This is a genomic window from Archangium gephyra (assembly GCF_042230915.1).
GTDB lineage: Bacteria > Myxococcota > Myxococcia > Myxococcales > Myxococcaceae > Archangium > Archangium gephyra_B.
This window is the reverse complement of sequence record NZ_CP102578.1, coordinates 5,397,572-5,422,242: the sequence shown is the minus strand read 5'-3', so window position 1 is coordinate 5,422,242 and position 24,671 is coordinate 5,397,572. Positions and strand designations below refer to the sequence as shown.

Below are 24,671 nucleotides of genomic sequence, written 5' to 3'. Positions count from 1 at the left end.
GTCCACGAGCGCCCGCCCCGGGCTCAGGGCCAGGAGCCCGGGGGGCCCAGCTCCAGCGACGCGACACCGGCCCGCCCGCAGCGGTCCAGCGCCTGGACCTGGATGCGGCGGCTCTGGGCCGGATCCCAATCCCCCAGGAGGACGAGGATGCCCGAGACGCTCACGGCACCGCCTTCCTGGGGCAGGAAGCGCTGCGGGTCGTTCACCAGCCGCTCATCGCGTCCCATCGTCTCGGGAGGCAGACAGCTTTCGGCCGTGGTGCAGCGCTGACGCTGGAGCAGGAACTGCACCTGCAGTCCGGGAAACTCCGTGGCCGGGTTGGCCACCGACACGCCGAGGATCAGGTGCGAGCCCCCTTGCGGCCCGTGGTAGACGACCGGCTCCTGGCCCGGCGCCAGCGGGGTGAAGTCCGTCCCATCCCCTTCGCCCAACGAGAGCTGGAGATTCCCCGTGAGCTTGCACGCCGGATCCCTCTCGATCGTCCCGTATCCGTCATACACATACGTGCCTTCATCGGAGGGGTCGGGCCCGGGGCAACCCATCACCAGGCTCGTCAGGACGAGCGCCATACCCGCATTCCTTCGCGACTGTTCCATGCCACCTCTCCTGTAGAGCGGCGCAGCGTACTCCGCGTCCCCGCCGGAAGTTTGCAGCCAGGGTGGCGCCCAGGTCCGCGTCCCCTTCGCTTGTTCTCGGAAGGAACACATCCCACGTCCCAGGGGAGTGGACAGCGGAGGGACGGAGCCACACCTTGCTCAAACCCTGAGAATCAACCTCTCTCGCAAGGACGTCGGCGCACCAGAGCGGACATGCTTCACCTGCGGATCCACGCCAAGCTCCTGGTTGCGTTCATCATCGTGCTCTTGCCGGTGCTGGGGTTGCTGCTCGTGGACCTGCTGTCCGACCTGGAGAGGACGCGGGAGGACATCGTCCACGTCCAATTCATGACGGCCCAGGCCGTGGCGGGGCAGGCCTCCGAGACATTGGATGCGGCCATCAGCTTTGGCTGGGCGGTGTCCAAGGATCCGCTGCTGCGAACCCTGGACACGCCCCAGTTGGACGCGCACCTGAAGGAGCTGGCCGCCCAGAGCCCGCTCTATGACTCCGTCGCCGTCTTCGATGCCACCGGCCTCAACCGCGGCTGGAGCAACCCCACCGTCCCCAACGAGCCCCGGCTCTGGATTGGAGATCGTCCCTACTTCCAGAAGGTGATGGCCACCAACGCCCCGGTCATCTCCGAGGTGCTCGAGCTGCGGCGGCCCATCCGCACGGGCCTGCTGGTGAGCACGCCCATCCGGGGGCCAGACGGGCAGCCGATCGCGGTCTTCAACGTGGTGCTGCGGACGGATCTGCTGGAGCAGCGCTACGCGGCCGCGCGCTTCCAGCCGGGGCAGGATCTCTTCCTGGCCGACCACAACGGCCGGCTGGCCTTCCACACCGGCAAGCCCGAGCTCTCCTTCGAGGAGAGCAACGCCTACGCCCGCTTCGAGCCCCTCCAGGCGGCACTGCACGGGACGCCCTCGCGGCTGGCCCTCTTCACCAGTCCGCTCCAGGGTGACGAGCGGCTGGGCGCCTTCGTCCAGGTGCCCCGCTACCCCTGGGCGGTGGGCGTGACGATCCCCTCCGACATCGCCATGGCGCCGCTCTACGAGCGGGCACGCACGAGGCTCGCGGCCTTCACCGGCATCCTGCTGCTCAACATCCTCCTGGCGGCCGTGCTGGCGCGCTTCTACACGCGGCCGGTGCGGCAGCTGCAGGGCGCCTCGCAGGCGCTGGGGCGCGGAGAGATGCACCGGCGCGTCCACATCTCCACGGGCGATGAGCTGGAGGAGCTCGGCACCGCCTTCAACGAGATGGCGGCCCACCTCAGCCAGCGCCAGGTGGAGGTGGATGCCCTGCGCGCCCAGGCCGAGCACCAGGCCCAGCAGCTCGCCGCCATCATCGCCAGCGTGCCGGATGCCATCTTCCTCACCGGTCCGGATGGACGCCTGGTGGACGCCAACCCCGCGGGCCTGCGGCTGCTCGGGCTCGGGGAACGCTCGGCGCTGGGGGGCTCGCCCGCGGGCGCCGTGCTGCTCCAGGACATGCGGCATCCGGACGGACGCCCCATGGAGCCGGAGGAGCTGCCCATCCGCCGCGCCCTGGCTGGCGAGACGTTCACGGACGTGGAGGTGCTCCTGCGCGGCCAGAATGGAAAGGAGCGCCTGCTCAGCGTGCACGGCGCTCCGGTGCGGGACGTGTCCGGGCAGCTCATCTTCGGAGAGGTGGTGGTGCGCGACATCACCCGGCGCCGGCGCGAGGAGGAGGAGCTGGCGAGGATGTTCGAGCGGGAGCTGGCGCTGGCGCGCATCGGCCAGGCGCTCGTCAGCGAGGTGGAGCTGGAGCGGATCGCCCGCGTGGTCATCGAGCAGAGCCTCCATGGCCTGGGCGCCGATGGCATCGGGCTCTGGCTGGCGGATGTGGAGCGCCAGGAGTTGTCGCTGCTCAGCTCGCATCAGCTGACGGCGGCGGCGGCGGAAGGGCTGCGCCGGGTGCCATTCAACGCGCCCCTGCTCACCGCGAAGGCGGCCCGGGAGGAGCGCATCCAGGTCGTCGAGGACGTGCTGGAGGGCGGAGCTCCCACGCGCTCCGGGTGGCTGGCGCGGGAGGGCGGCTACCGGGGCATGGTGGCGGTGCCGCTGCACTCGCACGAGCGGCTGGTCGGCGTCATGTCCTACTTCACCCATGCACCCCGGCCCGTCTCCTCGCGAGCGCTGGAGTTCCACACCATGGTAGGCCGGCTGTTCGCGGTGGCCATCGAGAAGGCCCGCCTGTTCCAGGAGCTGCGCGCGGCCCTGCGGCTGCGCGAGGAGTTCATGTCGGCGGCGGCCCACGAGCTGAAGACGCCGGTGACGTCCATCCAGACGTGGGCGGAGCTGCTGCTCAACCTGGAGGTGCTCACACCGCGCCAGCAGAAGGGGCTCCACATCATCGCGAGGAACACGCGGCGCATCTCCCGGCTGGTGGAGCACCTGTTCGCGGCCGTGAGGATGGCGCCGGGGCCGCCGAAGCTGGAGCGCCAGCGGTTCGATCATCATCGAGGCGCATGGGGGCCGCATCTGGCTGGAGAGCCACCCGGGCGAGGGCTCCACGTTCTGCTTCAGCCTTCCGTTGAGCCCCGCCTCGGCCGAGAAGGACTCCCCGACGTACAGCTGAGCCGCCTTCGCGCGAAATCCGACAGGAGCCTCGTCCTCCGGGGCACCTCGCCACCAGGGCCCCGCCCCCTTAACTCAGCCCCTTGGCTGCTGCCCGGCGGGAGAGGAGCGACATGGGAGGACGAACAGTCCACGGGGTGAAGGGATGGGCTCGGCGGCTGATGCCCGCGCTGGCCCTCGTGCTGCTCGCGGCCGGGTGCCGCAAGGAGCGGGGCGAGGACTTCGCGGTGGTGCCCGTGCAACCCGCTCCGGCCCTGGAAGCGCCCCTCGCCTCGGGCGGAGTGTTCCGGCTGAGCGAGCAACGGGGCAAGGTGGTGCTGCTGTCCTTCGGCTACACGGCCTGCCCGGACGTGTGCCCCACCACCCTCTCCCAGCTCCAGCGGCTCCATGGCCGGCTGGGCGAGGCCGCGCGGGACGTGGAGGTCGTCTTCGTCTCCGTGGACCCCGAGCGCGACAGTGCGCAACAGCTCGAGGCGTACGTGCATGCCTTCAACCCGCGTTTCACGGGCCTGCGCCTGGACGCGGAGGCCCTCGCGCCGATGTTGTCCGCCTGGCGCGTCACCGCCAACCGCCGCTACCCGGACGCCGCGCGCTACCGCGAGCACCCCTTCACCACCGGAGAGCTGCCCTACACCGTCGATCACACCGGGGCCTTCTTCCTCGTGGACAAGGCGGGTGCGTTGCGCGCGCGCATGCCCTACACCGTGTCCGTCGAGCGGCTGCAGCAGGAGGTCGAGCGCCTCCTGGAGGAGGACGGAGCGCCCGTGGCCGGGGTCCGGGTGGAGAAGGCCCGCGCGCGGCTGACACCGGCTCGCGTCGGGGCCGTCTACCTCACGCTGGTGAATACGAGCGGGCGGGAGGATCGGCTCGTCGGCGCCGAGTCCAGCACCGCCGGGCGGGTGGAGCTGCACGAGGTCATCGCACAGGGAGAGCTGCTGCAGATGCACCCGCGGCCCGAGGGCTTCGCGGTGCCAGCGAAGGGCCGCGTCGAGCTGGCGCCAGGGGGCAAGCACCTCATGCTGTACGCCGTCGAGTCCTCGCCCACGAGCCTTCCCCTCACCCTGCACTTCGAGAAGGCGGGCACCGTCCACCTCACCGTCCCCGTTTCCGCACCGGGCGCGGACGAGCCGTAGCCACGCGGGGCCACCATGCATCCAACCTCGGAGAGCAACGCCCGGCAGCACGGCCGCACCGGCACGAGGTGGGTGGCGTGCGGGCTCGCGCTGCTGGCCACGCTCGCCGGAGGCGTGCTCGCGCTCCAGACCTGGACTGTCCAGTCCCGGAGGGAAGCCGAGCTGAGCGGGCTCCGGCTGCGCTTGGAGCGAGCCGTCTGGCTGCACGAGCCGACGGACCATGGGGACACGGCGACCCTGCCCGCCGTGCCCGGAGCACCGGCGCCCGGACAGCGCCGCCTCGCCGTGGAACTCACCGTCTTCAACCCTCGGAGCCTCCCGAGCGGCTTCACCGCGGGAGAGCTGCTGCTCACCGACACCACGACGGGCACGCAGTGGCGCGCCTCGATGGGGGGCTCCGCCACGTTCACCGTGCGGCCCTCGGAGGTGCTGTCCGTGACGCTGGGCTTCGACGTCCCGCCCACCACCTCCGCCCTGCGCCTGGAGTGGGAGCGCGGCACGGAGCGCGCCGCCCTGCTCTCCACCCGGCGTCCCCGGAGTGCCAGCGAGGGCCCTCCTGGCTGGCCCCGGCGCGTGGAGGCGCTGCCCCCGGGCAATGCCGACGCGGGCTCGGCCCTGTTCCACGGACGGCTCGCCTGCATCTCCTGTCATGGCAATCCCGCGGAGCCGAGGGAGCGCCGCATCGGCCCCGTGCTGGCCAACTTCTCGCGGGTGGGCGCCACGCGTGTCGCGGGCATGAGCGCGGCGCAGTACGCCTATGAGTCCCTGCTCAACCCGGGCGCCTTCATCGCCCCCGAGTGCGCCGGACAGGGGCCCTGTGCCCAGACCAGCACCATGCCCCTGTATGGCGAGACGCTGTCCCCGCAGGAGATGGCGGATCTCATCAGCTACCTCGTGAACCTGCGGACCGCGGAGTGAGCATGGCACGCAAAGGCTGGGGGCTCGCCGTCCTCCTCACGCTCGGCCTGATGGGCTGGGAGGTGGGACTGCTGTGGCTTCTGTCGGGAGGCTTCGGCCCACGCGCGGAGGCGTTGCTCTCCCGGCTCGCCTGGGACGCGGCGCTCCTGTTGCCCGTGGGGCTGGCGGCGGTGGGCTGCGCGCACTGGCTCGCCCGGCGCGGAGGCCAGGCCAGGACGACGGTGGAGTCGGCCGCCACGCTGTCCTTGTGCTTCCTGCTGCTGCTGGTGCCCGTGGCCACCGGCCGTGGCCTCCTCCAGAGCCAGCTCGCGCGCACGCCCCCTCCGGCGGCGCCCGAGGGCCAGCCCGTGTCCGCGACGGCCCAGGACGTGGGGGACGAGGGCCGCTTCCTCTGCGCGGCGGTCGCTCCGGACGTCTCCGCCACTCCCGAGGAGCCCTCGCTGACGGAGGCCGCGTGGGCCGGAGTGCGGGATGCGCTGGTGCTCCAGGTGCCCGTCTTCCCCCTGGCGCTGCTGCTGCTGCGCCGCCGCTCGAGGCCCGCCGTGTCCGGCGCGCGTGCCGTCGCGTCACCGCTCGCGCTGCTGGTCATGTTGGGAGCCGCCTGTGCCTGGAAGTCGGATGGACGGCGCCCCGCGCCTGGCGTGTCTGGCCTCTCCGAGAGCGAGGGCGGCTGTGCTCCCGGGGCCCGCGTGAGGACGTACGCGGTGGCGGCCACCTCCGTGGACATCCCGCTCAATCAACACGGGGACCATGTTCCCCGGGGGCTCATGTACGTCCTCGAGGAGCACCTGCCGGCGCTCCAGGAGCGGAAGCACGTGCCCGAGCCGCTGGTGCTGCGCGCCAATGCCGGTGAGTGCCTCGTGCTCCGCTTCACCAACCGGCTGGCCACGGAGCCCGCGGCCCTGCGCATCGAGGGCCTGCGCGCCACCGTGAGGGGCGCTGGCCAGGAGGGAGGCTTCGTCCCCGGTACGTCCGTCGCACCCGGACAGAGCCTCACGTACGTCCTGTCGCTGCCGGAGACGCCGGAGGCGGAGGGCGCCTACCTCCTGCACGACTCGGGGGACGGTGGCGAGCGGGAGGCGCGAGGGCTCTTCGGGGCCCTGCTGGTTGAGCCGGTGGGCTCCGTGTACCGCAGCACCGCGACGGGCGAGCCGCTGCGCGACGGCAGTGGCTGGGAGGCGCTCATCGACGTGCCCACGGGCCAGGACTTCCGGGAGATGGCGCTCGTGTACCACGCCATGGGCCCGCCGGAGGTGGCGGACGTGCGCTCCGCCCGAGGCAAGCCCCTGCCCTTGCAGGACGAGATGGCGGGCCCCTTCCGGCCCGGCGCCTTCGGCATCAACTACCGCAGCCAGCCCTACTTCGAGCGCGAGGAGTCCCACGAGGACGAGGACGAACGCCCCGCGGCACCCAAGCGGGTGGCGGCGCCGCTGCAGCTCCGCTCGTACCTGGGCGAGCCCATCAAGCTGCGCGTGGTGCACGCGGGGAGCGCGGAGTTCCACGTGCACCACCTGCACGGGTGGCGCCGGGGTGAGCGGGCGAGACAGGCCCCCGCTTCTCCTTTCGAGGCGCCCCATTTGCTGAGCCCGGGGAGTGGCCTCACCCTCACCACCGCGGGGACGGGAGACTTTCCCACGGAGGCTGGGGACTTCATCGTCCACTGCCACATGCCCAACCACTCCGCGGGCGGTGAGCAGTTCACCTGGCGCGTGTTCGGCGCGCCCCAGCCGAACCTCGCGCCACTGCCCGGACGCTGAATCCGCGAAGGTTCGCCCGTGGGAACATGCACTGGCCGTGGCCATTTCCCCTCGCCCCCCGGGAGAGGGACGGGGTGAGGGTGTCGGGTGAACTCGGGTTGAACCTCCTGTCCACAGCGCGGGCCACGGGTTGAAGCACGGGCTCGGGCACCCTCACCCCGACCCTCTCCCGAGGGGAGAGGGAGGGATGCTGAGGAGGGATTCTGGATGGGGATGCTGGGTGTGGGGCGAACGGCCGCTCAGAACTGCGCCGAGCCCGGCACGCGCGGGTACGGGATGGCGTCGCGGATGTTCTGCAGGCCGCACATGTAGACGATCAGCCGCTCGAACCCGAGTCCGAAGCCCGCGTGCGGCACCGTGCCGTAGCGCCTCAGGTCCCGGTACCACTGGTAGTGCTCGGGCTTGAGGCCGAACTGCACCATGCGCTTGTCCAGCATGTCCAGCCGCTCCTCGCGCTGGCTGCCGCCGATGATCTCCCCGATTCCCGGCGCCAGCACGTCCATCGCCGCCACCGTGCGCCCGTCCTCGTTCAGGCGCATGTAGAACGCCTTGATCTTCTCCGGGTAGTTCATCACCACCACCGGCCGGCCCACGTGCTCCTCCGTCAGGTAGCGCTCGTGCTCCGTCTGCAGATCGTTCCCCCACTCCGGCGCGTAGTCGAACTTCTTCTTCGCCTTCTTGAGAATCTCGATCGCGTCCGTGTAATCAATCCGCTCGAAGCTCGAGTTGATGAACTTCTCCATCCGCTCGATGACGCCCTTCTGCTGGCGCTCCTCGAAGAACTTCATGTCGGGGCCGCACTCGGCCAGCACCGCCTTGAAGACGTACTTGAGGAAGCGCTCGGCCAGGTTGGCGTCCTCGTTGAGGTCCGCGAAGGCGATCTCCGGCTCGATCATCCAGAACTCGGCCAGGTGCCGGGTGGTGTTCGAGTTCTCCGCGCGGAACGTGGGACCGAAGGTGTACACCTTCGAGAGCGCCAGGCAGTACGCCTCCACGTTGAGCTGGCCGGAGACGGTGAGGTAGGCCTCCTTGCCGAAGAAGTCCTTGCCCCAGTCGATCTTCCCCGCGTCCGTGCGCGGCGGGTTCATCGCGTCCAGCGTGGACACGCGGAACATCTGCCCGGCGCCCTCGGCGTCGCTGGCGGTGATGATCGGCGTGTTCACCCAGAAGAAGCCCTCCTCGTGGAAGAAGCGGTGGACGGCCTGCGCCGCCACGTGGCGCACGCGGGTGATGGCGCCGAACGTGTTGGTGCGCGGCCGCAGGTGGGCCACCTCGCGCAGGAACTCCAGCGTGTGCTGCTTGGGCTGGATGGGGTAGGTGTCCGGGTCGTCCACGAAGCCGAGCACCTTCACCTCCTCGGCCTGCACCTCGAACGACTGGCCCTTGCCCTGCGACTTCACGAGCGTGCCCCGGCACACCACGGAGCTGCCCGCGGTCAGGTGCAGCACCTCCTTCTCGTAGTTGGGCAGCGTATTGGGCGCGACCACCTGGATGGGATCGAACGTCGAGCCATCGGTGACGTTGACGAAGCTGATGCCCGCCTTCGAGTCACGACGGGTGCGCACCCAGCCGCGCACCTCGACCTTCGAGTCCGGTGCGATCGAACCATCCAGCGCCTTCTTCACACTGACGACCTGCATGACTGCCGTCCTTCCTCCGAAAAAGTCTCGCGGAACGCGGAGTTAGCCGCACCCTGGCCAGAGGACAAGTCCCATGAGCACCCTCCGGTGACTTCTCCCCCCCTCCAGGCGGGGAAGCCAACGCATCGCGGCACGCACAAGGGAAGACCCGGCGGGTGGGATCGTGCTAATCGGCCTCTCCCCTATGCGTTCCCTCTTCCAACGCAAGCCGATCGCCGACCTCCTCCACGACACCGAGGCCTCCGGCGGCCTGAAGCGCGCGCTCGGCACCGGCGATCTGGTCATGCTCTCCATCGGCGCGGTCATCGGCGCCGGCATCTTCTCCACGCTCGGCACCGCGGCCGCGGGCGAGACGCTGCCCACCGGAGAGGTGGTCCGCTACGGCGCCGGCCCCGCCCTGGTGCTGTCCTTCCTGCTGCTCGGAGCGGTGTGTGCCCTGGCGGCGCTCTGCTACGCCGAGCTGGCCTCGATGATCCCCCAGGCCGGCAGCGCCTACGCCTACTCCTACGCGACGCTCGGAGAGCTGATCGCGTGGATCATCGGGTGGGATCTCATCCTCGAGTACGCGGTGGGCAACGTGGCGGTGGCCATCGCCTGGGCGGGGTACTTCAACTCGCTCATCTCCCCCTGGGTGCACATCCCCGACTGGCTCACGCACGGCTACTACAACGTGCACGCGAGCTCCGACCCCGCCATCCGCGGCCTGCTGGACACCGCCCCCCGGGTGCTGGGCATCCCCGTGCTGGTCAACCTGCCGGCCTTCCTCATCGTGATGGCCATCACCTGGCTGCTGGTCATCGGGGTGAAGGAGAGCACCCGGGTCAACAACATCATGGTGGTGGTGAAGCTGCTGGTGCTCGCCGTCTTCATCGGGGTGGGTGCCATGCACATCAACCCGGCCAACTACACGCCCTTCGCGCCCAACGGCTTCCCCGGCATCCACCAGGCGGCGGCCATCGTGTTCTTCGCCTACATCGGCTTCGACGCCATCTCCACCGCCGCCGAGGAGACGGTGAATCCCCAGCGCACCATGCCGCGCGGCATCCTCATCGGCCTGGCTGTGTGCACCATCATCTACGTCATCGTCGGAGCGGTCGCGACGGGCCTCATCCCCTACCAGCAGCTCAAGTCCTCGGACCCGCTGGCCCACGCCTTCAACGTGGCCGGGCTGACGCAGTTCAGCTGGCTCATCTCCCTGGGCGCCGTCGTCTCCATGGCCGCGGTGCTGCTCGTCTTCCAGTACGGCCAGCCGCGCATCTTCTACGCCATGGCACGTGACGGGCTGCTGCCCCCCTGGGCGGCGAAGCTCCACCCCAAGTACCGCACGCCCCACATCACCACGCTCGCCACGGGGGTGCTGGTGGCGCTCGGCTCGCTGGTGGCCGATGACGCCGCCACCTACGACCTGACCAACATCGGCACGCTGTCCGCCTTCATGCTGGTGTGCCTGGGCGTCCCCGTGCTGCGCCTGAAGGATCCGCACCGCCCCCGGCCCTTCAAGGTGCCCTTCGTGTGGCCGGTGTCCCTGGCCGGCGCCGCCGCCTGCCTCTTCGTCATGCAGGGCCTCCCCGTGCACGCCTGGAAGCGCTTCGGCATCTGGCTCGCCATCGGCCTCGTCCTCTACTTCGCCTACGGCTACCGCAACTCCGTGCTCCGGCGTGGCACGCCGCCCGTGAGCCTGGACGGCAACGCCCCGCCGGGCACCGGCAGCTAGGCTCGCGGAGACCGGGCGGGGCCCGTGCGCAATGTTCCCGGGACTCGTGCGTACGCTTGCACGATGGATGCACTCCGTGTAGCCCCCTCCCGCGCCATGTCCCTGCCGCGAACCTGCTCCTGGCTCCTCCTGCTGCTTCCCTCGCTCGCCTTCGCCAAGGCGCCCCCCTCCGCCGCGCAACGATGGTGGTCGCACGTCGAGGTGCTCGCCCATGACGGCATGGAGGGGCGCGACACGGGCAGCGCGGGCCACCGCCGCGCCACCGAGTATGTCGCGGCGCAGCTGGCCGGGGCGGGGCTCCAGCCCGGCGCGGGCCAGGGCTTCCTCCAGGAAGTGCCCCTGGTCTCCCGGCAGGTGGTGAAGGAGCGCAGCCGGATGGCCCTGGTGCGCGACGGCAAGGAGGAGCCGCTCGTGCTCGACCAGGAGCTGGTCCTCAGCCCCTTCACGAGCCGCTCCGGGGCCGTGGACGCCGGGCTCGTCTTCGCCGGGTACGGCCTGAGCATCCCCGAGGCCGGACACGACGACCTGGCCGGCCAGGATCTCCAGGGCAAGATCATCGTCATCGTGGTCGGCGGCATTCCGCGGGGCGTACCGGCCAACCTGGCCGCCCACTACAGCACCCCCGCGGAGCTCGCCAGGGCGTATGCCCGCGCGGGTGTGGCGGGGGTGGTGGCGCTGCCCAATCCCCGCACCCTGGAGGTCCCCTGGGAGCGCGTGGTGGAGAGCAAGCAGCAGCCCGTGATGATGCTCGACGAGCCCGGGCTGCAGGATCTCGGAGACGTCCCGCTGTTCAGCATCCTCAACCCGGCGGCCGCCCACAAGGTGCTGGCGGGCAGCGGCCACAGCCTCGAGGAGCTCCTGGCCCTGGCGGACGCGGGCAAGCCCATGCCTCACTTTCCCCTCCCCGTGACGATGCGCGGTGAGGTGGCGCTGGAGAGGTCGCGGCTCACCTCCGTCAACGTGGTGGGGCGCCTGCCGGGCGGCGATCCGAAGCTGGCCGGTGAGACCGTGGTGCTCTCGGCGCACCTGGATCATCTGGGAGTGCGCAACGGGGACGGGGACCGCGTCTACAACGGGGTCATGGACAACGCCACCGGCGTGGCCGCGCTGCTGGAGCTGGCGCGGCAATTCCAGGAGAAGAAGGTGCAACCGCGCCGCACGGTGATCTTCGTGGCCGTGACGGGCGAGGAGAAGGGGCTGCTGGGCTCGCGCTGGTTCTCCGAGCGTCCCCCCGAGGGCAGCGGCCGGCTGGTGGCCGACCTCAACCTGGACATGTTCCTGCCGCTGACTCCCCTCCAGCGCCTGGTGGTCTACGGAATGGAGGAGTCCTCGCTGGCCACGCCGCTCGAGGCCACCGCCTCACGCCTGGGTGTCGAGGTGATGCGCGACCCCGACCCCGAGGCGAACGCCTTCATCCGCAGCGATCAGTACAGCTTCATCCGCAAGGGCGTGCCGGCGCTGTCCTTCCGGTTCGGCTACCGCAAGGGCTCGAAAGAGGAGCGCCTGTTCAAGGAGTGGACCCAGCAGCGCTACCACGGGCCGGCCGATGACCTGACCCAGCCCGTGAACCGCGAGGGGGCCATCCGCTTCGTGAGCCTGTTGGCCGATCTCACGCAGCGGGTGGCCAACGCGCCCGAGCGCCCGCGCTGGAACCAGGACAGCTTCTTCCGGCGCTTCGAGCAGCCCGAGGCGCCCGCCACCGCGCGGCCGATTCCCTGACGCGGCGGCCGGGACGCCTCAGGTCCTCAGGCCCGCGGGGTCCCCGGCGGCAGCGGGGCCTCCCAGTACAGCCCGGCGCTGCTCAGCAGGCGCTCATTGCCCAGCCGCGAGAGCGCCTCGCACACGCCGGGATCGGACAGGAGATGCCGCTCGCAGCTCCCCCAGTCCAGCCGCAGCAGGATGCAGGGCGTCTCCGCGCTCACGGTGGCCGTGGCCGCCAGGCCGAGCATCAGGGCGATCTCCCCGAACATGTCCCCCTCCCCCAGCGTGCGCAGGGGGACCTGGCTCCCGTCCGGGTGACGGTGCAGCACCTGGCACCGCCCCCGCAGCAGCAGGTAGAGGGCATCCACTTCCTTCCCCTGCTCGATCAGCAGCGCCCCCGCCGGCCGGCTGCAGATCTGGAAGTCCCGGGCCAGGGCCTCCCGCTGCGAGGGCGTGAGGGTGCGGAAGAGCGGGTTGCCGCGCAGCACGTCCTCCAGCAGGCGCTCGCGGTGGAAGCCCTGCAGCACGTCCTCCACCGAGGGATGCCGCTGCAGGAGCAGCTCCAGTTGCTCCCGCGTCAGCTCCAACACCGCCGTGCGCTCGAAGGCCCTGACGGTCGCGAAGCGCGGGGTGCCGGCCAGCAGCGACATCTCCCCGAAGAACTCACCCTCGCCCATGAAGGCCACCGTGCGCCGCCGCCCCGACTTGAGCGTCCGCACCACCTCCACGCTCCCCTCGACGATGGCGAACATGGAGCTGCCCGGCTGCCCCTCCTCGACGATGCTCTCCCCTGGCTGGAAGACCCGCGGCTGCAGCGTCTCCATCATCGACAACAGCTCCCGCGTGCCCACCCGCGAGAGCAGCGAGGCGCGGGTCTGCCCCTCCCCCACCGGACCCACCGCCGCGGCGGAGTCCAGGGCCTGGGGCCTCGGCACCGCAGGCCCCGGAGGCGCGTGCGGATCCAGCCGCCGGGCATCGAGCTCCGCCAGTAGCCGCCGCGCCGGCTCATGCGCCGGATCCAACCGGAGGATCACCTTGCACAAGGCGATGGCTCGCACCAGCAAGCCCTGCCGGGCCCAGAGCTCCGCCAGTTGTTCGTAGTCCGCGAGCATCGCTTCCTCTGCTTGCCTGGAGGCGGCCTGGAGAGCCGCCCCCCCATGCTGACGCAACGTGTCGGACATTTTTCCCCCCTCTGATGACGGCACGCCAGTCCGGAGTTCCGAAGCACTGGGGCCATCACCACCCAGAGTGCGCGTCCCCGGCCTCCGTGTCTGTGAGGGGCTTCACACGTTCCCGGAGAAGTCCTTCACACTGGACTATTCCGTGCGGACCACCGAGCCCGAGGGCAGCCCCGTCTGGAGGCGGGCCACGGCCACCTCCACGGCGTCCTTCTCCACGCTCTCCACCGTCACCTTCACCGAGTAGTCCAGCGAGCGGTCGAACATGGGGTAGGAGCCGATGGCCACGTGCGGCATGTCCAGCGCCACCCGGTCCAGCACCGCCGCCACCGCGCTCTCCCCCAGGTTGAGGTAGAGCACGCGCAGGTGCACCGGCGTCCCGCTCAGCCGCGCCAGCACCGCCTCCAGCTGCGTGCGGAAGAGCTGCGGCACCCCGGGCAGCATGAACACGTCCCCCACCGTCAGCACCGGGTACCAGCTCCCGGGCTGGGGCAGCAGCACCGCGCCCTCGGGCGCGTCGGCCAGGCGCATCGCCTCGGCCGTGGGCGCGTCCACCGCCTTCTCGCGGATGAGCGCCACCATCTCCGGCAGCCGCACCACCTTGCGCCCCATGGCCAGCGCCACCGCCCGCACCGTCACGTCATCGTGCGTGGGACCGATGCCCCCGCTGGTGAAGACGTACTTCGCGCGCAGCCGCGCCCGCGCCACCGCCTCGACGATGATGTCCACCTCGTCCGGGACGAGCTCCAGCGTGCGCAGGGGAATGCCCACCTCGCGCAGGCGCTTGATGAGGTGGGGGCCATTGGCATCCACCACCTTCGCCGTGAGGACCTCGTTGCCGATGATGACCGCCGCCGCGCCGGTGGGCTCCATGGGGCCGGGGACTCTACCTCTCCGCCGCGCGCCCGGGCTTGCGTCCGAGCAGTTTGCGCACGTGCGCCAGACACTCGGCCGTCACGGCCTCCACCGGCTGAGCCCCGTCGATGCGCACCACGTGCTCGCGCTTGCCCCTCAGACGAATGGCCGCCTCGTACTGCCGGGAGATGCGGCGCTGCTTCTCCTCCGCGTCGAAGAGCTCCTCCGGCCCGCCCCGCGCCGCCCGCCTGCGCGCCGCCACCTCGATGGACACCCCGACGAAGAGCGTCAGGTCCGCCGGCACCGCGTGCGCGTTGATGGACTCCACCCACTCCATGGGCAGCGACGCCCCCTGGTACGCCAGCGACGACAGCACCGAGCGATCGCTCAGCACCACCTGTCCCGCCTCCAGCGCCGGCAGCACCTTGGCCCGCAGGTGATCCGTCCGGTCCGCCGCGTACAGCAGCGCCAGCGTCTCGGGCGCCAGCGGCCCCGCGCCTCCGGGCAGCGCTCCGGGCAACACCACCCGGCCCGTCAGCGCCTGGCGGATGAGCACGCCCACCGGCCCGTCCGAGGGCTCGCGCGTGGTGAGCACGGGCTGGCCCTCGGCGCGCAAGGCCGACGCCAGCCGCTCCACCTGCGTGGTGGTACCAGCGCCGTCCAGGCCTTCCAGCACGATCAGTCTCCCGCTGCGCGCGGGCTTGCGGGCCGGGCTCACCGGGGCAGCAACGCCTTGGGATCGTCGAGCCCCAGCCGGTGCCGCAGCTCCATCATCGTCTCGAAGCGCACCAGCTCGTCCGCCAGCACCGTGCGGCCCTGCCGGTAGCGCATCACCCCGTAGACGACCAGCCCGAGCGTCGCCGCCAGGCCCAGCCACGCCACGTGCGGCGCCCTCGCCGAGTCCAAGAAGAGCTTCGCCGTCGCTCCTCCGAGGATGAAGGCGACGACGAAGGACACGCCCGTATGGGCGAAGAGAAGCGTGCTCTGGCGGGTGGACAGCGCCTCCTGGAGGCGCTCGAGCTGCTCGCGGAGATTCTGCTGCGTTTCTGCGTTCACGGGGGCGGCAACCTAGCGGAATGGGGGGGCCGCGTCGAGTAGCCCCTTCGCCGCAACACCTACACCTCATTCTCCGATAAATCGGTGTAACCGAAGCTGCGAGGCGGTCGTACCGCGGGAAAAAGAGAGTTCACCATGATTGACGGTCCCAACAGGCGGAACATCCGCCCTCCTCCCCCTCCCCCCCCGCCGGCCCCGAAGCGTGAGACGAAGCCGCAGCCGGCCGCGAACACGCTGCGCGGGTTCAGCGCCAAGAGCTCGTTCGAGACGGCCACCCGGGCTCCCGTGGCGCTCACCACGCCCCTCGCCGCCCGGACGAATACGCCCGCCCCCGCCCCCGCCACCGCCCGGACGGATGGCTCGGCACCGGCCCTTGCCCCAGGCCAGCCTGGCTTCGTGGGCCCGGTCGCCACCCCGCCCGAGGTTGTCGACGCGGCGCGCGCCGTCGACGAGGCCTACGCGTCGGGCGGTGCGGAGGCCGCCGCCGAGGAGCTCCGCGAGCAGTCCGAGGAGCTGAACGATCCCGCCAAGGTCGACGCGCTGCTCGTCGCGTCCCAGTCCACCATCGATCGGATCTCCACGGACCTCGCCAACGGCGTGAAGGACGACAGCCTCGATCAGGACATCAACGAGGAAGTGCTCCGCGATCTCGACGCGACGATGAACCTCGCCGGTCCGGCCGGGAAGGACCGGGTGGCGACGTCGATCGCTCAGAAGCTCGCCGAGGCGGTGCCCGCGGGCTCGGATCAGCTGTGGCAGTTCGATGACGCGCTCGACGAGCTCGCCGGGGACGGCATCGGCTCGACGCTCTCCTCCCGGGTGGCGGAGAAGCTGATCAACAGCTTCGGCCGCGTCGAGGCAGGCAACGCGCTGCTCAACACCTCGGTGGACGCGATCAACGAGGTCCGCGCCGACTACGAGGCGAAGGCGGAGGAGCTGGCCCTGGTGGAGCAGCGGCTCAACGCCGAGCTCAGCCAGCTCGGGCCCGCGCTGACGCCCGAGGAGGTCGAGGAGTACAAGGCGGCCTTCTGGGAGCGGGAGGACAACGCGCGGATCCGCGACGCGGCGAGCACGGCGGGAGACAAGCTCTCGGAGACGCTGGCCGCCAGCACCGAGCAGCTCGAGACGCTCGCGGCGCAGGGAGACACCGGCGCGCAGCAGGCGCTCTTCGAGAGCTACAAGGCCCTGGCCGGCACCCCGAACCACGCCGACGAGTCTCTGCTGTTCGCCGGGCGCATCAACCAGAACGCCGGGCTCGCCACCGCGCTGCGCGGGGAGTACGGCGCGGAGTTCGAGCAAAAGCTGGCCGATGAGATCATCGCCCCGGCCGTGCCCAACGCGCAGGCGGAGGCGATCGCCGAGGCCGGTGAAGGCGGCTTCGACGCGGCGATGGAGAAGTTCGCCTCGCTCGTCAGCGGGCTGGAGACGGCACAGTCGCTGCACGACATCCCCGGCGACTTCCGGCAGATGATGGACGACATCCGGGCGATCCGCGCCGGGACCTACTCGCCGGACAAGGCGCAGGAGCTGCTCAACTCCTGGGACGACAAGTCGCCGCTCGGCAAGTCGCTGGCGATCGCCACCTTCGGGCTCGGCCTCTACGATCTCCCCTCCCAGCTCGCCGAGGGCGAGTACCTGGACGCAATCAAGAACACCCTCACCACGAGCGCCGCGGGCATCGAGCTGACGGCCGGCATCCTCAGCACTATCGGCAAGGCCGGCGCGGCCGCCGACGTGGCGAAGTTCGGCGCGAAGTTCCTGCCCATCCTCGGGCTGGGCGCCGACGCCATCCAGGCGTACCAGGACATCCAGGCGCTGCAAGACGGCGTCTCGGCGGGCGACATCTTCAACCTCGCCGGCTCGGTGGTGTCGCTGGTGGGCGACGTCGCCGGCTTCATCCCCCTCGCGGGGACGGCGGTGGACGTGGTGGCCACGTTCGTGGGCGAGGCGCTCCGCGTGGTGGGCGGGCTCCTGAATGGCGACTTCGGCCCCGGCCTGGAGGACTTCGACCTGGGCGAGGTGCGCGACATCCTCCACGAGACGCTCGGCCTGTCGGATGCGGAGGTGCAGCTCCTGGTGACGAACACCCAGAACGGCTACGGCGAGCGGCTGCAGGAGCTCGGCCTGGAGCCGGAGCAGATCCGCGAGCTGCTCACCCAGACGGAGCCGCCGCTGTTCGCCTTCTCCGGCGGCCTGGGCGACTACCAGCAGCTCGGCAACCCCAACCCGATCTTCGAGACGCTCGCCGCCTTCGGCGTGACCGGGGATGCGGCGTTCGAGTTCCTCCAGGAGTACGGAGGGGCGAGCGCGGCGTTCGAGTCCATCATCGCGGACCCGTACTACGCGGAAGCTTCGCTGGGGAACGCGCTCGCCTCGGGCGACTTCTCCACCTTCCGCGAGCATGCGCTGGATCAGTTGCCCGATGACATCGCCGACGCGCTGCGGCCCTACCTGAACGCGCCGGCGAACACCGAGTACTTCGAGACCTGAGGACACGGGGCCGCCCGCCTGTCCCGGCTTCCGTGCTCCGCGGCCCTCTCCGTTGGGAGAGGGCGTCACGGGCCGGGGCTTCTATTACGGACATTTGTCTCGAGGCGGTCCATTACTACTATAGGGACCATAGGGATTGTCAGGATAATTCGTGTCGATGCATGACACACGGCAAGGATTTCCGGTGTCTCGTCCAGACATCGCCTGCGCTTGACAGCAACCCATACAGGTCGCGTAGGTTGGCATTGTTGCACTGCATTCAAGTTTTTCGAGCGGCTTCTTCTTCTTGAAAATGAGATCCCATATCGACGAACCACCCGGCTTCGGTTGAGAGGAAGTCGAGGGGCTCGGCGTGGGCCCATTCGGACTTGCATCATAAGGAGGGGTGACACAATCGGGGCCCCTGCAGATGGGCGGTGACGCCAGACCAGACGGGTCTATGTGATTGACAGGGTCGCCGGCAACATAGGCATACAGATTGCTATCTCCCCCATGGAAGCGGATGGGATCCTTGGAAGTCCACTGGGCGGACTCCGGATCATAATCCCTTGCGCCCAAGCGGAGGAACTTCGTGTCCCGGTCATAGAGCCCACCGGCGAATCCGAACGGTTGGAAGCCAGGATTGGAGTCATGGAGGACATTGCCCCATTCGTCATAATCGAGGCGCTGGGCAATAGAGCCGTCCGCTGTATTGACGATGAGACGTGAGCTTCCAAGGTGGTCGGAGATGATGCGGTAGGTCACACCTCCCTTGATGAGGTAGTAGGGGGAGTGCCCATCCACGGCGTACACGAACCGGCTGACGACCTCGCCGCTGCCATTCAGCTCGGCGACAATCCTCCCCTGTTCGTCATAGAGGAATCCCTGAACCAAGGCTCCATTGATCTTCCTGCCTACGCGGCGGTCTCGCGCATCGACCAGGTAGTCGAGACGGGTCCCCTCTGGGAGCGTGACGGAGAGGAGGTTGCCCCAAGCATCATAGGTGTAGGCAGTGGTCCGCGCCCCGGCCTGCCTGGCTTGCAAATCCCCATTGGCTCCATAGAAACAGGTGGTGTCACCATAGGTGAGCAGCCTGTCCTGCGCATCATAGGAGGCGGCCCGGGTGCTGCCCGCCTGCATCAGGGAGGTGCGATTGCCATTGCCAGGCGCACCGTTGTCGAAGGTGGCCTGGGTCATGAGGGTGCCATCCTTCCTGACCGTCTCCAGGCGCCCCGCCGTGTCATACGTGTACACGTAGGTGTGGGTCGTGCCCAGGAGCGTCTCCGTCTTCTCGGAAATGCGGCCCAGGCCGTCCCGCACCAGATGAAGCGTGTAGAGCGGCGTGGCTCCAGCCGAAGCAGAGAGGGTCTCCATTTCTCCGTAGGCGTTGTAGCCCAAGGCAGTGGAGACCTCCCCCAGGGAGGTGCCAGTGAGCAGGCCGCTGCCGCTGTCACGGATGAGCTCCAGACCGCCCACTCGCTGCAACAACCCGTCATCGTCATAGGTGTAGGCGATGGCCTCGGTGGCATTCACCGAGACCGAGGCCACCCGGAAGAAAGTGTCGTAGCCGTAGGAGACACTCCCGCTCACTTCTCCGCTCCACGTGGTTTGGGTCACCAGGGGGCCGTCGTAGCTGTAGCTCACGCTCGGGCCTTGTGAGTCCTTCAGGGTCCGCAAGTAGCCACTGTCCGCGTCGTAGCTCGCCTGCCGGACACGGGGGGCATACCGTCCTCCCATAGGGGGGGTCAGCACCGCCGACAAGAAGCGCCCCTTCTTCTGGGTGGCGTCATCCTCGTACTCCACCTCGAGGGTGGCTCCATCCGGGTAGCTGCTCAGCTTCAGCTGGCCGTCCAGGTTGTACTGCGACGTGGTGTTCACCCGGGAAACTCCTGCCAGGCCAGGCGGCACGTAATCCCGCTCCATGTCATCCGGTCCGTAGCTGAAGCGGTGCGTGGGCTTCCCAGGTGGAGTGAGGGCCGTCAGGTTCCCTTTCGCGTCACGGCTGAAGTCCAGTTGCCGGCCGCCTGGGAGCCATTGGCGCGTTACCCTTCCCGCCAGGTCATAGGAGAATCCCACCGCCAGGGAGAGCGGATCCGTCACCGTGTCCACGTAGCCCTCTGGCTTGTAGGTGAAGTGGGTGCTCCGCGTCCCCTGGGTGCGCAGCCGCAGGCGCCCCTCGTCGTCAAAGCTGTACTGCACCGGCAGCACCCCTGGCGCCTCCACCTTCGCCACCCTTCCCTTCTCGTCGTACGTGGTGGTGGTCTGCTTCCCCATGGGGCTCTGTTCGGTGAGCCGGCGGGTGGCCGCCTCGTACGTGAGGGTGGAAGTGAGCCCATTCACCGTCTCGGTGTCGGCGATCGAGGCCAGACTCAACGGGTCCTCGGGCTCGGTGAGAAACACCGTGCGGCTCTGGCTGAGGGTCTGGGTCAGCCCACCTGGCAGCGTCACCGTTCGCGAGGACTCCACCGGTGTCAGCATCCCAAAGCGCGCATCCGGCGCCGCCTCCTCCGTCACCACCGTTCCATCCGCGGCCGTGCGTGTGGTGGTCGAATCGGGGTTGCGCGACTCGACCGACACCTCACCCGAAGGTGCCACGGTGGTGCGCCGCTCCTCACCGGTGGAGAGGTTCTGCACCCGGTAGACGGTTTCCCGGCCCAGCGCCGTGCGCACCGTGATCGAATACCCATCCGCCGTGGCCGTGCGGCTCAGCTCCTTGAAGCCTCCTGCCGGGTTGGTGTCCTTCGTCAGCCGACCCATGCTGTCGTACACGAACTCGTGCAGCCCCCCACGCGCGTCCCGCAGGGAGGTGAGCAGCCCCTCCGGCGTGTGCGTCAGCTCCGTCCGCTCGCTGGCGGGGTTGATGATGGCCGAGAGGTAGCCGTTCGCATCCAGCTCCAACCGCGTCCGCTGCCCATGCGGCGCCACGAGGGCCAGGGGCCTGCCCGAGGCGTCCCGCTCGATGCGCGTCATCAAACCATTCCGGTCCTGGATGGACGTCAAGCGCCCCGCCGCGTCATACCCGAACTCGTACAGCACCCCCTGGGTGAGGGCATCCACCGTCCGGAGATGGCGGTCTTGATGACTGAAGACATACAGCTCGCGCCCATCTTCCGAGGGCACCCAGGCCTTGCTCCCCGCCATCCAGGGCCGAGCGGAGCCCACCCGGCGGATGCGGTAGTTCCACTCATCACTCACATAGAGGTACCCATCCGGTCCCACGGCGATGCCGACAGGGCTGTCGAACAAGGCCCTCGGGGACGGCAGGCCCTCGCCGTTGTACCCCGTCACCTCCGGGCTCCCCGCCTGCCTCGTCAGGGTTCCAGCGGGACTCACGCGGCGGATCCGCGTCAGGTGATCCACGATGTAGAGATTGCCCCCGGCATCGAAGGCGAGCCCCTTGGGCACGGAGAGCTGCCCCGACGTGGCGGGGCCTCCATCTCCCACCAGGGGGCTCCAGGAGCCGTCACTTCCCGTGCCGGCCACGGTGGAGATGAGCCCATCTCCGCCGATCCGGCGGACGCGGTGGTTGAAGCTGTCCGATACGTAGACGTTGCCATCCCGGTCGATCGCCAGTCCCCAGGGCCCGTTGAGGCACGCCTTGGACGCGGGGCCTCCGTCTCCACAATACCCCCGCGCTCCAGGCTTGCCCGCCAGGGTGTGGATGATGCCCTCCGGCGTGACGTACCGGACGCGGTCGTTCTCGAAGTCCGCGATGTAGAGATTGCCATCCCGCCCCATCGCGATGTCCTGGGGATGGTTCAGGAGGGCCCGATCCGCGGGCCCTCCATCCCCCGAGTCCCCTCCTCCCGTGTCGCACTGGCCCGCGAACGTCGTGGCGGTGCCGTTGGGGAGGATGCGGCGGATGCAGTGCAGATACGTGTGGGAGGCGTACACGCTGCCATCCGGCCCCACTTCGACGTAGTGAGGCTGGTGCTCCTCACTGCCAGGCACCGTGGAGATGCGCCCATCCGGTCCCACGCGGCGGATACGATGGTTGAGCGTGTCCGCGATGTACATGCTCCCATCCGGAGCAAAGGCCACATCTCGAGGGTTCCAGAGGCTGGCTCGCGCGGCGGGCCCGCCATCCCCCGTGGCGCCCGGTGCTCCATTGCCTGCCACCGTCGTGACGACAGGCTTTTCCTCCGTCAACCCCGTGGAGCGCCGCTCGCCATGGCCCAGGTACAGCGTCTGGGCCGCCGGGTTGTATGCATGGTGCACATCCAGCGTCCACCCGCCCAGGCTCACCGGGGGAACATTCCACTCCCCCACCATCGAGGTCTGGTGCTGCCACAACGTGAGCTCCCGCACTGTGCGGTCCCCGGTGATCGGCACGCCGGAGACGCGGCCGAATGATTGGTAGAACTCCGCGGGCTGCTGGTAGACGGCCGGGTACACGTAGCCGATGCGAATCTTCACCGGCCACTGTCCCTGAAGAAGACGGCCGTAGCCATCCCGGCCATTCCACTCGAAGGTATGGGTTTGATGGGCAGCGGGCGGGAAGCGATAGGAGAAGAACTGGCCCGCCACCTCGATCTCCAATTGGATGTGCCGGAGTTCCGGAGGGACGGTGGCCCCACTGAGTGGAATCCTGACGGTGTGTGCGGTCCGGCTCCCCGGGACCCTGTCGCTGCGGTAGTTCAGCCGAAGAGGCGTCCCCACCACGCCGAGCGACTCGCCCAGACCCTGGTTATGGCAGTCGATGATGGAGCCGTTCGTACAGGCAGGCTTGTTCTTTGGACCGTCCTTCCCGGGCGGACCCCCATTGGGCGGCCCCGCCCCCGGGGGCGGCCCATACGGCCAGTTGTAATCCCACGGCGTGAAGTGGGAGACCGGCGTGCGCCAGAAGCTCTTTCCCGGAGCGAAGAGTGTCACCAGCCGCTGCCGCTCCGCCTCGGTGATGCCCAGGTCCGTCAGGGCACTCCCCTCGTCGGCCACGCCATCCCCCGTCACGTCCAGCACCGCCAGGCCCCCGGCGATCTCCAATACCTTCACGATGCGGCCATTGGCCGAGGGCTTCCACACCCCCGCCCGCCTGTCGTACCAACCCGCGGGCACGAGCCCCCCCACGGGGAAGTCCAGGAAGTTGTCCACGTAGAGGTAGAGGGGCTGGTTGAACCGGACCTCCTGGACGACCGTTGAGTCGGACCAGTCCATCGCCTCGTCCACGCTCAGCTCCACCGCGTAGGTGTAGCCCGAGGCGGCGGGGAGCTCCCCCGGCATCGACTCGGGCCCCTTGTCTCCCACCGTGTACTCGGTGGCCCGTACGTGCAGCGTCGGCAACGGCTGCGTGCTCCCATCCGCTCGCACCAGCGTGGCCTCTGTCCCCGGCGGAAACAACAGCGTGGCCTGCCGCGTCCCGTCCTCGTCCGTCGTCACGCTGCCCCGCGCCACCTGGTAGCCGCTCGTCCCGCTCAGGACGATGGGCGTCACCTCGCTGTCCAACGGGATGAGGACCACCTCGGGCAGCCACGCATAGTCCGCCCAGGGCGCCTCCACCTGACGCTGCGCCGGCAGATAGCCCGCCTTCTTGTACTGCACCGTCACCCGCCCGCCCCCGTTCACCACCATGTCGAACAACCCGTTCCCCCGCGTGAGGGTGTGGCCGTACTCCGAGGCACCGAGGATGGAGACGGTCACGCCGGACAGAGGCTCGCCCTCGCGCGTCGTCACCTGTCCGCGCAGCACCGTGGCTCGCCGGGCTTCGATCGTCCCCGGCACCACCCCCACCTGGATGGCGTTGGGACCGCTGTGGATGAAGTCCGTGGCCTCCGCCACCGGCGTGAAGCGGGTGTCATCCAGCGGCGTGGGCACCGGCTCCGGAGGGAGCAGCTCGGCGGAGAGGTACAGCTCCGCGGAGGACTGATCCGCGTTGCTGAACCCGCCCACCGCCAGCACCTCGCCGCTGCTCAGCAGCGTGGCGGTATGCCCGTAGCGCGCCGCGTTCAGCGTGGCCGTGGCGCTCCAGGTGCCGGTGGACGCATCGTACAGCTCGGACTCGCGCTGGATGCCGGTGTACTCGTGGAAGCCACCCGCGACGAGCACCTGCCCCGAGGACAGCAGCGTGGCGGTATGGCCCCGGCGGGGCCTGGACATCGCCCCGGCGGCCGTCCAGACGCCCGTGGCCGGCTCGTACAGCTCGGCCGAGGCCGCGGACGCCCAGTCGAGGCTGTCACTGCCCGTCACCAGCACCTGCCCCGAGGACAGCAGCGTGGCGGTATGGCCTCGGCGGGGTCTGTTCATGCTCCCGGTGGACGTCCAGGTGCCGGACTCCGGCGCGTAGAGCTCCGCCGAGCCGAGGGCGCCGCGCTGGCCGCCACCCGCCACCAGCACCTTGCCCGAGGACAGCAGCGTGGCCGTGAGCTCCCCCCGCTCCGTGCTCATGGCGCCCGTGGGAGACCAGGTGCCCGTGGCTGGGTCGTACAGCTCGGCCGAGGACAGCGCGGATCCAGCGCTGTCGGTACCGCCCACCACGAGCACCTTGCCCGAGGGCAGCAGGACGGCCGCATGACGGGAGCGCGGGGTGAGCAGACCGCCGGTGGGGCTCCACTGGCCCGTGGCCGGGTCATACACCTCGGCGGTGCCGCCCAGGTGCCAGTCCTGCTCGCCGCCCGCCACCAGCACCCGCCCGTCCGCCAGCCGCGTGGCCGTGTGGTAGCGGTGCGAGGTGCGGGTGTCGCCCGTGCGCGACCAGGTGCCCGCCGCCGGCTCGTACAGCTCCGAGGTCTGATTGAAGCCGCCCGCCACCAGCACGCGGCCGTCTCCCAGCCGCGTGGCCGTGAACAACAAGCGCCCCAGCGCCAGGGAGCCGGTCGGTCTCCACTCGGGTGCACCGGCCACGCGGGCTCGTACGACTCCGGGGCGGGTGGTGCTGGCCGTCGGTCGTGCCTCCTCCGGTGGCGCTCCACCGCACGCCACCAATGCCACCACCGACAACACGGCCAGGCTCCTCCAAAGGAGGGCATGCGGCCGCGCCCGGCGAGGAGCGCCGCCGGGTGCGCCTTCGAGGGACAGCGGGGACAACGGCACCACGTGAGCATGCATGGAGGGATCCTTGCT

14 protein-coding genes are annotated in these 24,671 nt (G+C 69.8%); 7 read left to right on the top strand and 7 right to left on the bottom strand.

Annotated elements, in window-relative coordinates:
- Window positions 1-23 precede the first annotated feature (23 nt).
- Window positions 24-569, bottom strand: coding sequence for a hypothetical protein (locus tag NR798_RS21250; protein WP_375773310.1), 546 nt, complete (start codon window positions 567-569; stop codon window positions 24-26).
- Between the two features lie 240 nt (window positions 570-809).
- Here NR798_RS21250 and NR798_RS21245 point away from each other — a divergent pair, with 240 nt between their 5' ends.
- Genes NR798_RS21245 through NR798_RS21230 form a run of 4 tightly spaced genes read left to right on the top strand, consistent with a single transcriptional unit; the run spans window position 810 to window position 7,002 of the window.
- Complete coding sequence (locus tag NR798_RS21245; protein WP_375773309.1) at window positions 810-3,335, top strand: cache domain-containing protein; 2,526 nt, start codon at window positions 810-812, stop codon at window positions 3,333-3,335.
- Complete coding sequence (locus tag NR798_RS21240; protein WP_375773308.1) at window positions 3,308-4,327, top strand: SCO family protein; 1,020 nt, start codon at window positions 3,308-3,310, stop codon at window positions 4,325-4,327. The genes NR798_RS21245 and NR798_RS21240 overlap by 28 nt, the downstream gene beginning before the upstream one ends.
- Window positions 4,328-4,342: 15 nt before the next feature.
- Window positions 4,343-5,245, top strand: a complete 903-nt coding sequence (locus NR798_RS21235) for a c-type cytochrome (protein ID WP_375773307.1) — start codon at window positions 4,343-4,345, stop codon at window positions 5,243-5,245.
- Window positions 5,246-5,247: 2 nt separating this feature from the next.
- The gene (locus NR798_RS21230) at window positions 5,248-7,002 is read left to right on the top strand and encodes a cupredoxin (RefSeq protein ID WP_375773306.1); all 1,755 of its coding nucleotides are present in this window, start codon (window positions 5,248-5,250) and stop codon (window positions 7,000-7,002) included.
- A gap of 239 nt (window positions 7,003-7,241) precedes the next feature.
- Here NR798_RS21230 and asnS read toward each other — a convergent pair whose 3' ends face one another.
- Window positions 7,242-8,642: an asparagine--tRNA ligase gene (gene asnS / locus NR798_RS21225; RefSeq protein WP_375773305.1), complete on the bottom strand. Its 1,401-nt coding sequence runs from the start codon at window positions 8,640-8,642 to the stop codon at window positions 7,242-7,244.
- A 184-nt stretch (window positions 8,643-8,826) separates the two neighbouring features.
- On the opposite strand from asnS, the gene NR798_RS21220 reads away from it, so the two are divergent.
- Window positions 8,827-10,356 (top strand): amino acid permease, encoded by a 1,530-nt coding sequence (locus NR798_RS21220; RefSeq protein ID WP_375773304.1) that lies wholly within the window; start codon window positions 8,827-8,829, stop codon window positions 10,354-10,356.
- A gap of 96 nt (window positions 10,357-10,452) precedes the next feature.
- Entirely contained in the window at window positions 10,453-12,075 is a 1,623-nt protein-coding gene (locus NR798_RS21215; protein WP_375773303.1) for a M28 family metallopeptidase, read from the top strand.
- A gap of 26 nt (window positions 12,076-12,101) precedes the next feature.
- On the opposite strand, the gene NR798_RS21210 is transcribed toward NR798_RS21215, so the two are convergent.
- The 4 genes from NR798_RS21210 to NR798_RS21195 form a co-directional block, all read right to left on the bottom strand.
- Entirely contained in the window at window positions 12,102-13,169 is a 1,068-nt protein-coding gene (locus tag NR798_RS21210; protein ID WP_375773302.1) for a cyclic nucleotide-binding domain-containing protein, read from the bottom strand.
- A gap of 204 nt (window positions 13,170-13,373) precedes the next feature.
- Window positions 13,374-14,108 (bottom strand): competence/damage-inducible protein A, encoded by a 735-nt coding sequence (locus tag NR798_RS21205; protein WP_375773301.1) that lies wholly within the window; start codon window positions 14,106-14,108, stop codon window positions 13,374-13,376.
- 13 nt (window positions 14,109-14,121) lie between these two features.
- On the bottom strand, window positions 14,122-14,808 hold the full coding sequence (gene tmk, locus NR798_RS21200; protein WP_375773300.1) for a dTMP kinase: 687 nt from the start codon (window positions 14,806-14,808) through the stop codon (window positions 14,122-14,124).
- Window positions 14,805-15,146 carry a hypothetical protein gene (locus tag NR798_RS21195; protein ID WP_375773299.1) on the bottom strand — a complete coding sequence of 114 codons (342 nt, stop codon included), beginning with the start codon at window positions 15,144-15,146 and terminating at the stop codon, window positions 14,805-14,807. The genes tmk and NR798_RS21195 overlap by 4 nt, the downstream gene beginning before the upstream one ends.
- 135 nt (window positions 15,147-15,281) lie before the next feature.
- Between NR798_RS21195 and NR798_RS21190 the strand changes: the two genes are divergently transcribed.
- Window positions 15,282-17,636, top strand: coding sequence for a hypothetical protein (locus tag NR798_RS21190; RefSeq protein ID WP_375773298.1), 2,355 nt, complete (start codon window positions 15,282-15,284; stop codon window positions 17,634-17,636).
- Between the two features lie 84 nt (window positions 17,637-17,720).
- Here the strand turns inward: NR798_RS21190 and NR798_RS21185 are convergent, their stop codons facing one another.
- Complete coding sequence (locus tag NR798_RS21185) at window positions 17,721-24,398, bottom strand: kelch repeat-containing protein (RefSeq protein WP_375773297.1); 6,678 nt, start codon at window positions 24,396-24,398, stop codon at window positions 17,721-17,723.
- Between the last annotated feature and the right edge of the window lie 273 nt (window positions 24,399-24,671).

Excerpts from the sequence above, each read along its gene's own strand:
- NR798_RS21250 (WP_375773310.1), bottom strand. The coding sequence starts at position 569 with ATGGCGCTCGTCCTGACGAGCCTGGTGATGGGTTGCCCCGGGCCCGAC.
- NR798_RS21245 (WP_375773309.1), top strand. The coding sequence starts at position 810 with ATGCTTCACCTGCGGATCCACGCCAAGCTCCTGGTTGCGTTCATCATC.
- NR798_RS21240 (WP_375773308.1), top strand. The coding sequence starts at position 3,308 with ATGGGAGGACGAACAGTCCACGGGGTGAAGGGATGGGCTCGGCGGCTG.
- NR798_RS21235 (WP_375773307.1), top strand. The coding sequence starts at position 4,343 with ATGCATCCAACCTCGGAGAGCAACGCCCGGCAGCACGGCCGCACCGGC.
- NR798_RS21230 (WP_375773306.1), top strand. The coding sequence starts at position 5,248 with ATGGCACGCAAAGGCTGGGGGCTCGCCGTCCTCCTCACGCTCGGCCTG.
- asnS (WP_375773305.1), bottom strand. The coding sequence starts at position 8,642 with ATGCAGGTCGTCAGTGTGAAGAAGGCGCTGGATGGTTCGATCGCACCG.
- NR798_RS21220 (WP_375773304.1), top strand. The coding sequence starts at position 8,827 with ATGCGTTCCCTCTTCCAACGCAAGCCGATCGCCGACCTCCTCCACGAC.
- NR798_RS21215 (WP_375773303.1), top strand. The coding sequence starts at position 10,453 with ATGTCCCTGCCGCGAACCTGCTCCTGGCTCCTCCTGCTGCTTCCCTCG.
- NR798_RS21210 (WP_375773302.1), bottom strand. The coding sequence starts at position 13,169 with ATGCTCGCGGACTACGAACAACTGGCGGAGCTCTGGGCCCGGCAGGGC.
- NR798_RS21205 (WP_375773301.1), bottom strand. The coding sequence starts at position 14,108 with ATGGAGCCCACCGGCGCGGCGGCGGTCATCATCGGCAACGAGGTCCTC.
- NR798_RS21190 (WP_375773298.1), top strand. The coding sequence starts at position 15,282 with ATGATTGACGGTCCCAACAGGCGGAACATCCGCCCTCCTCCCCCTCCC.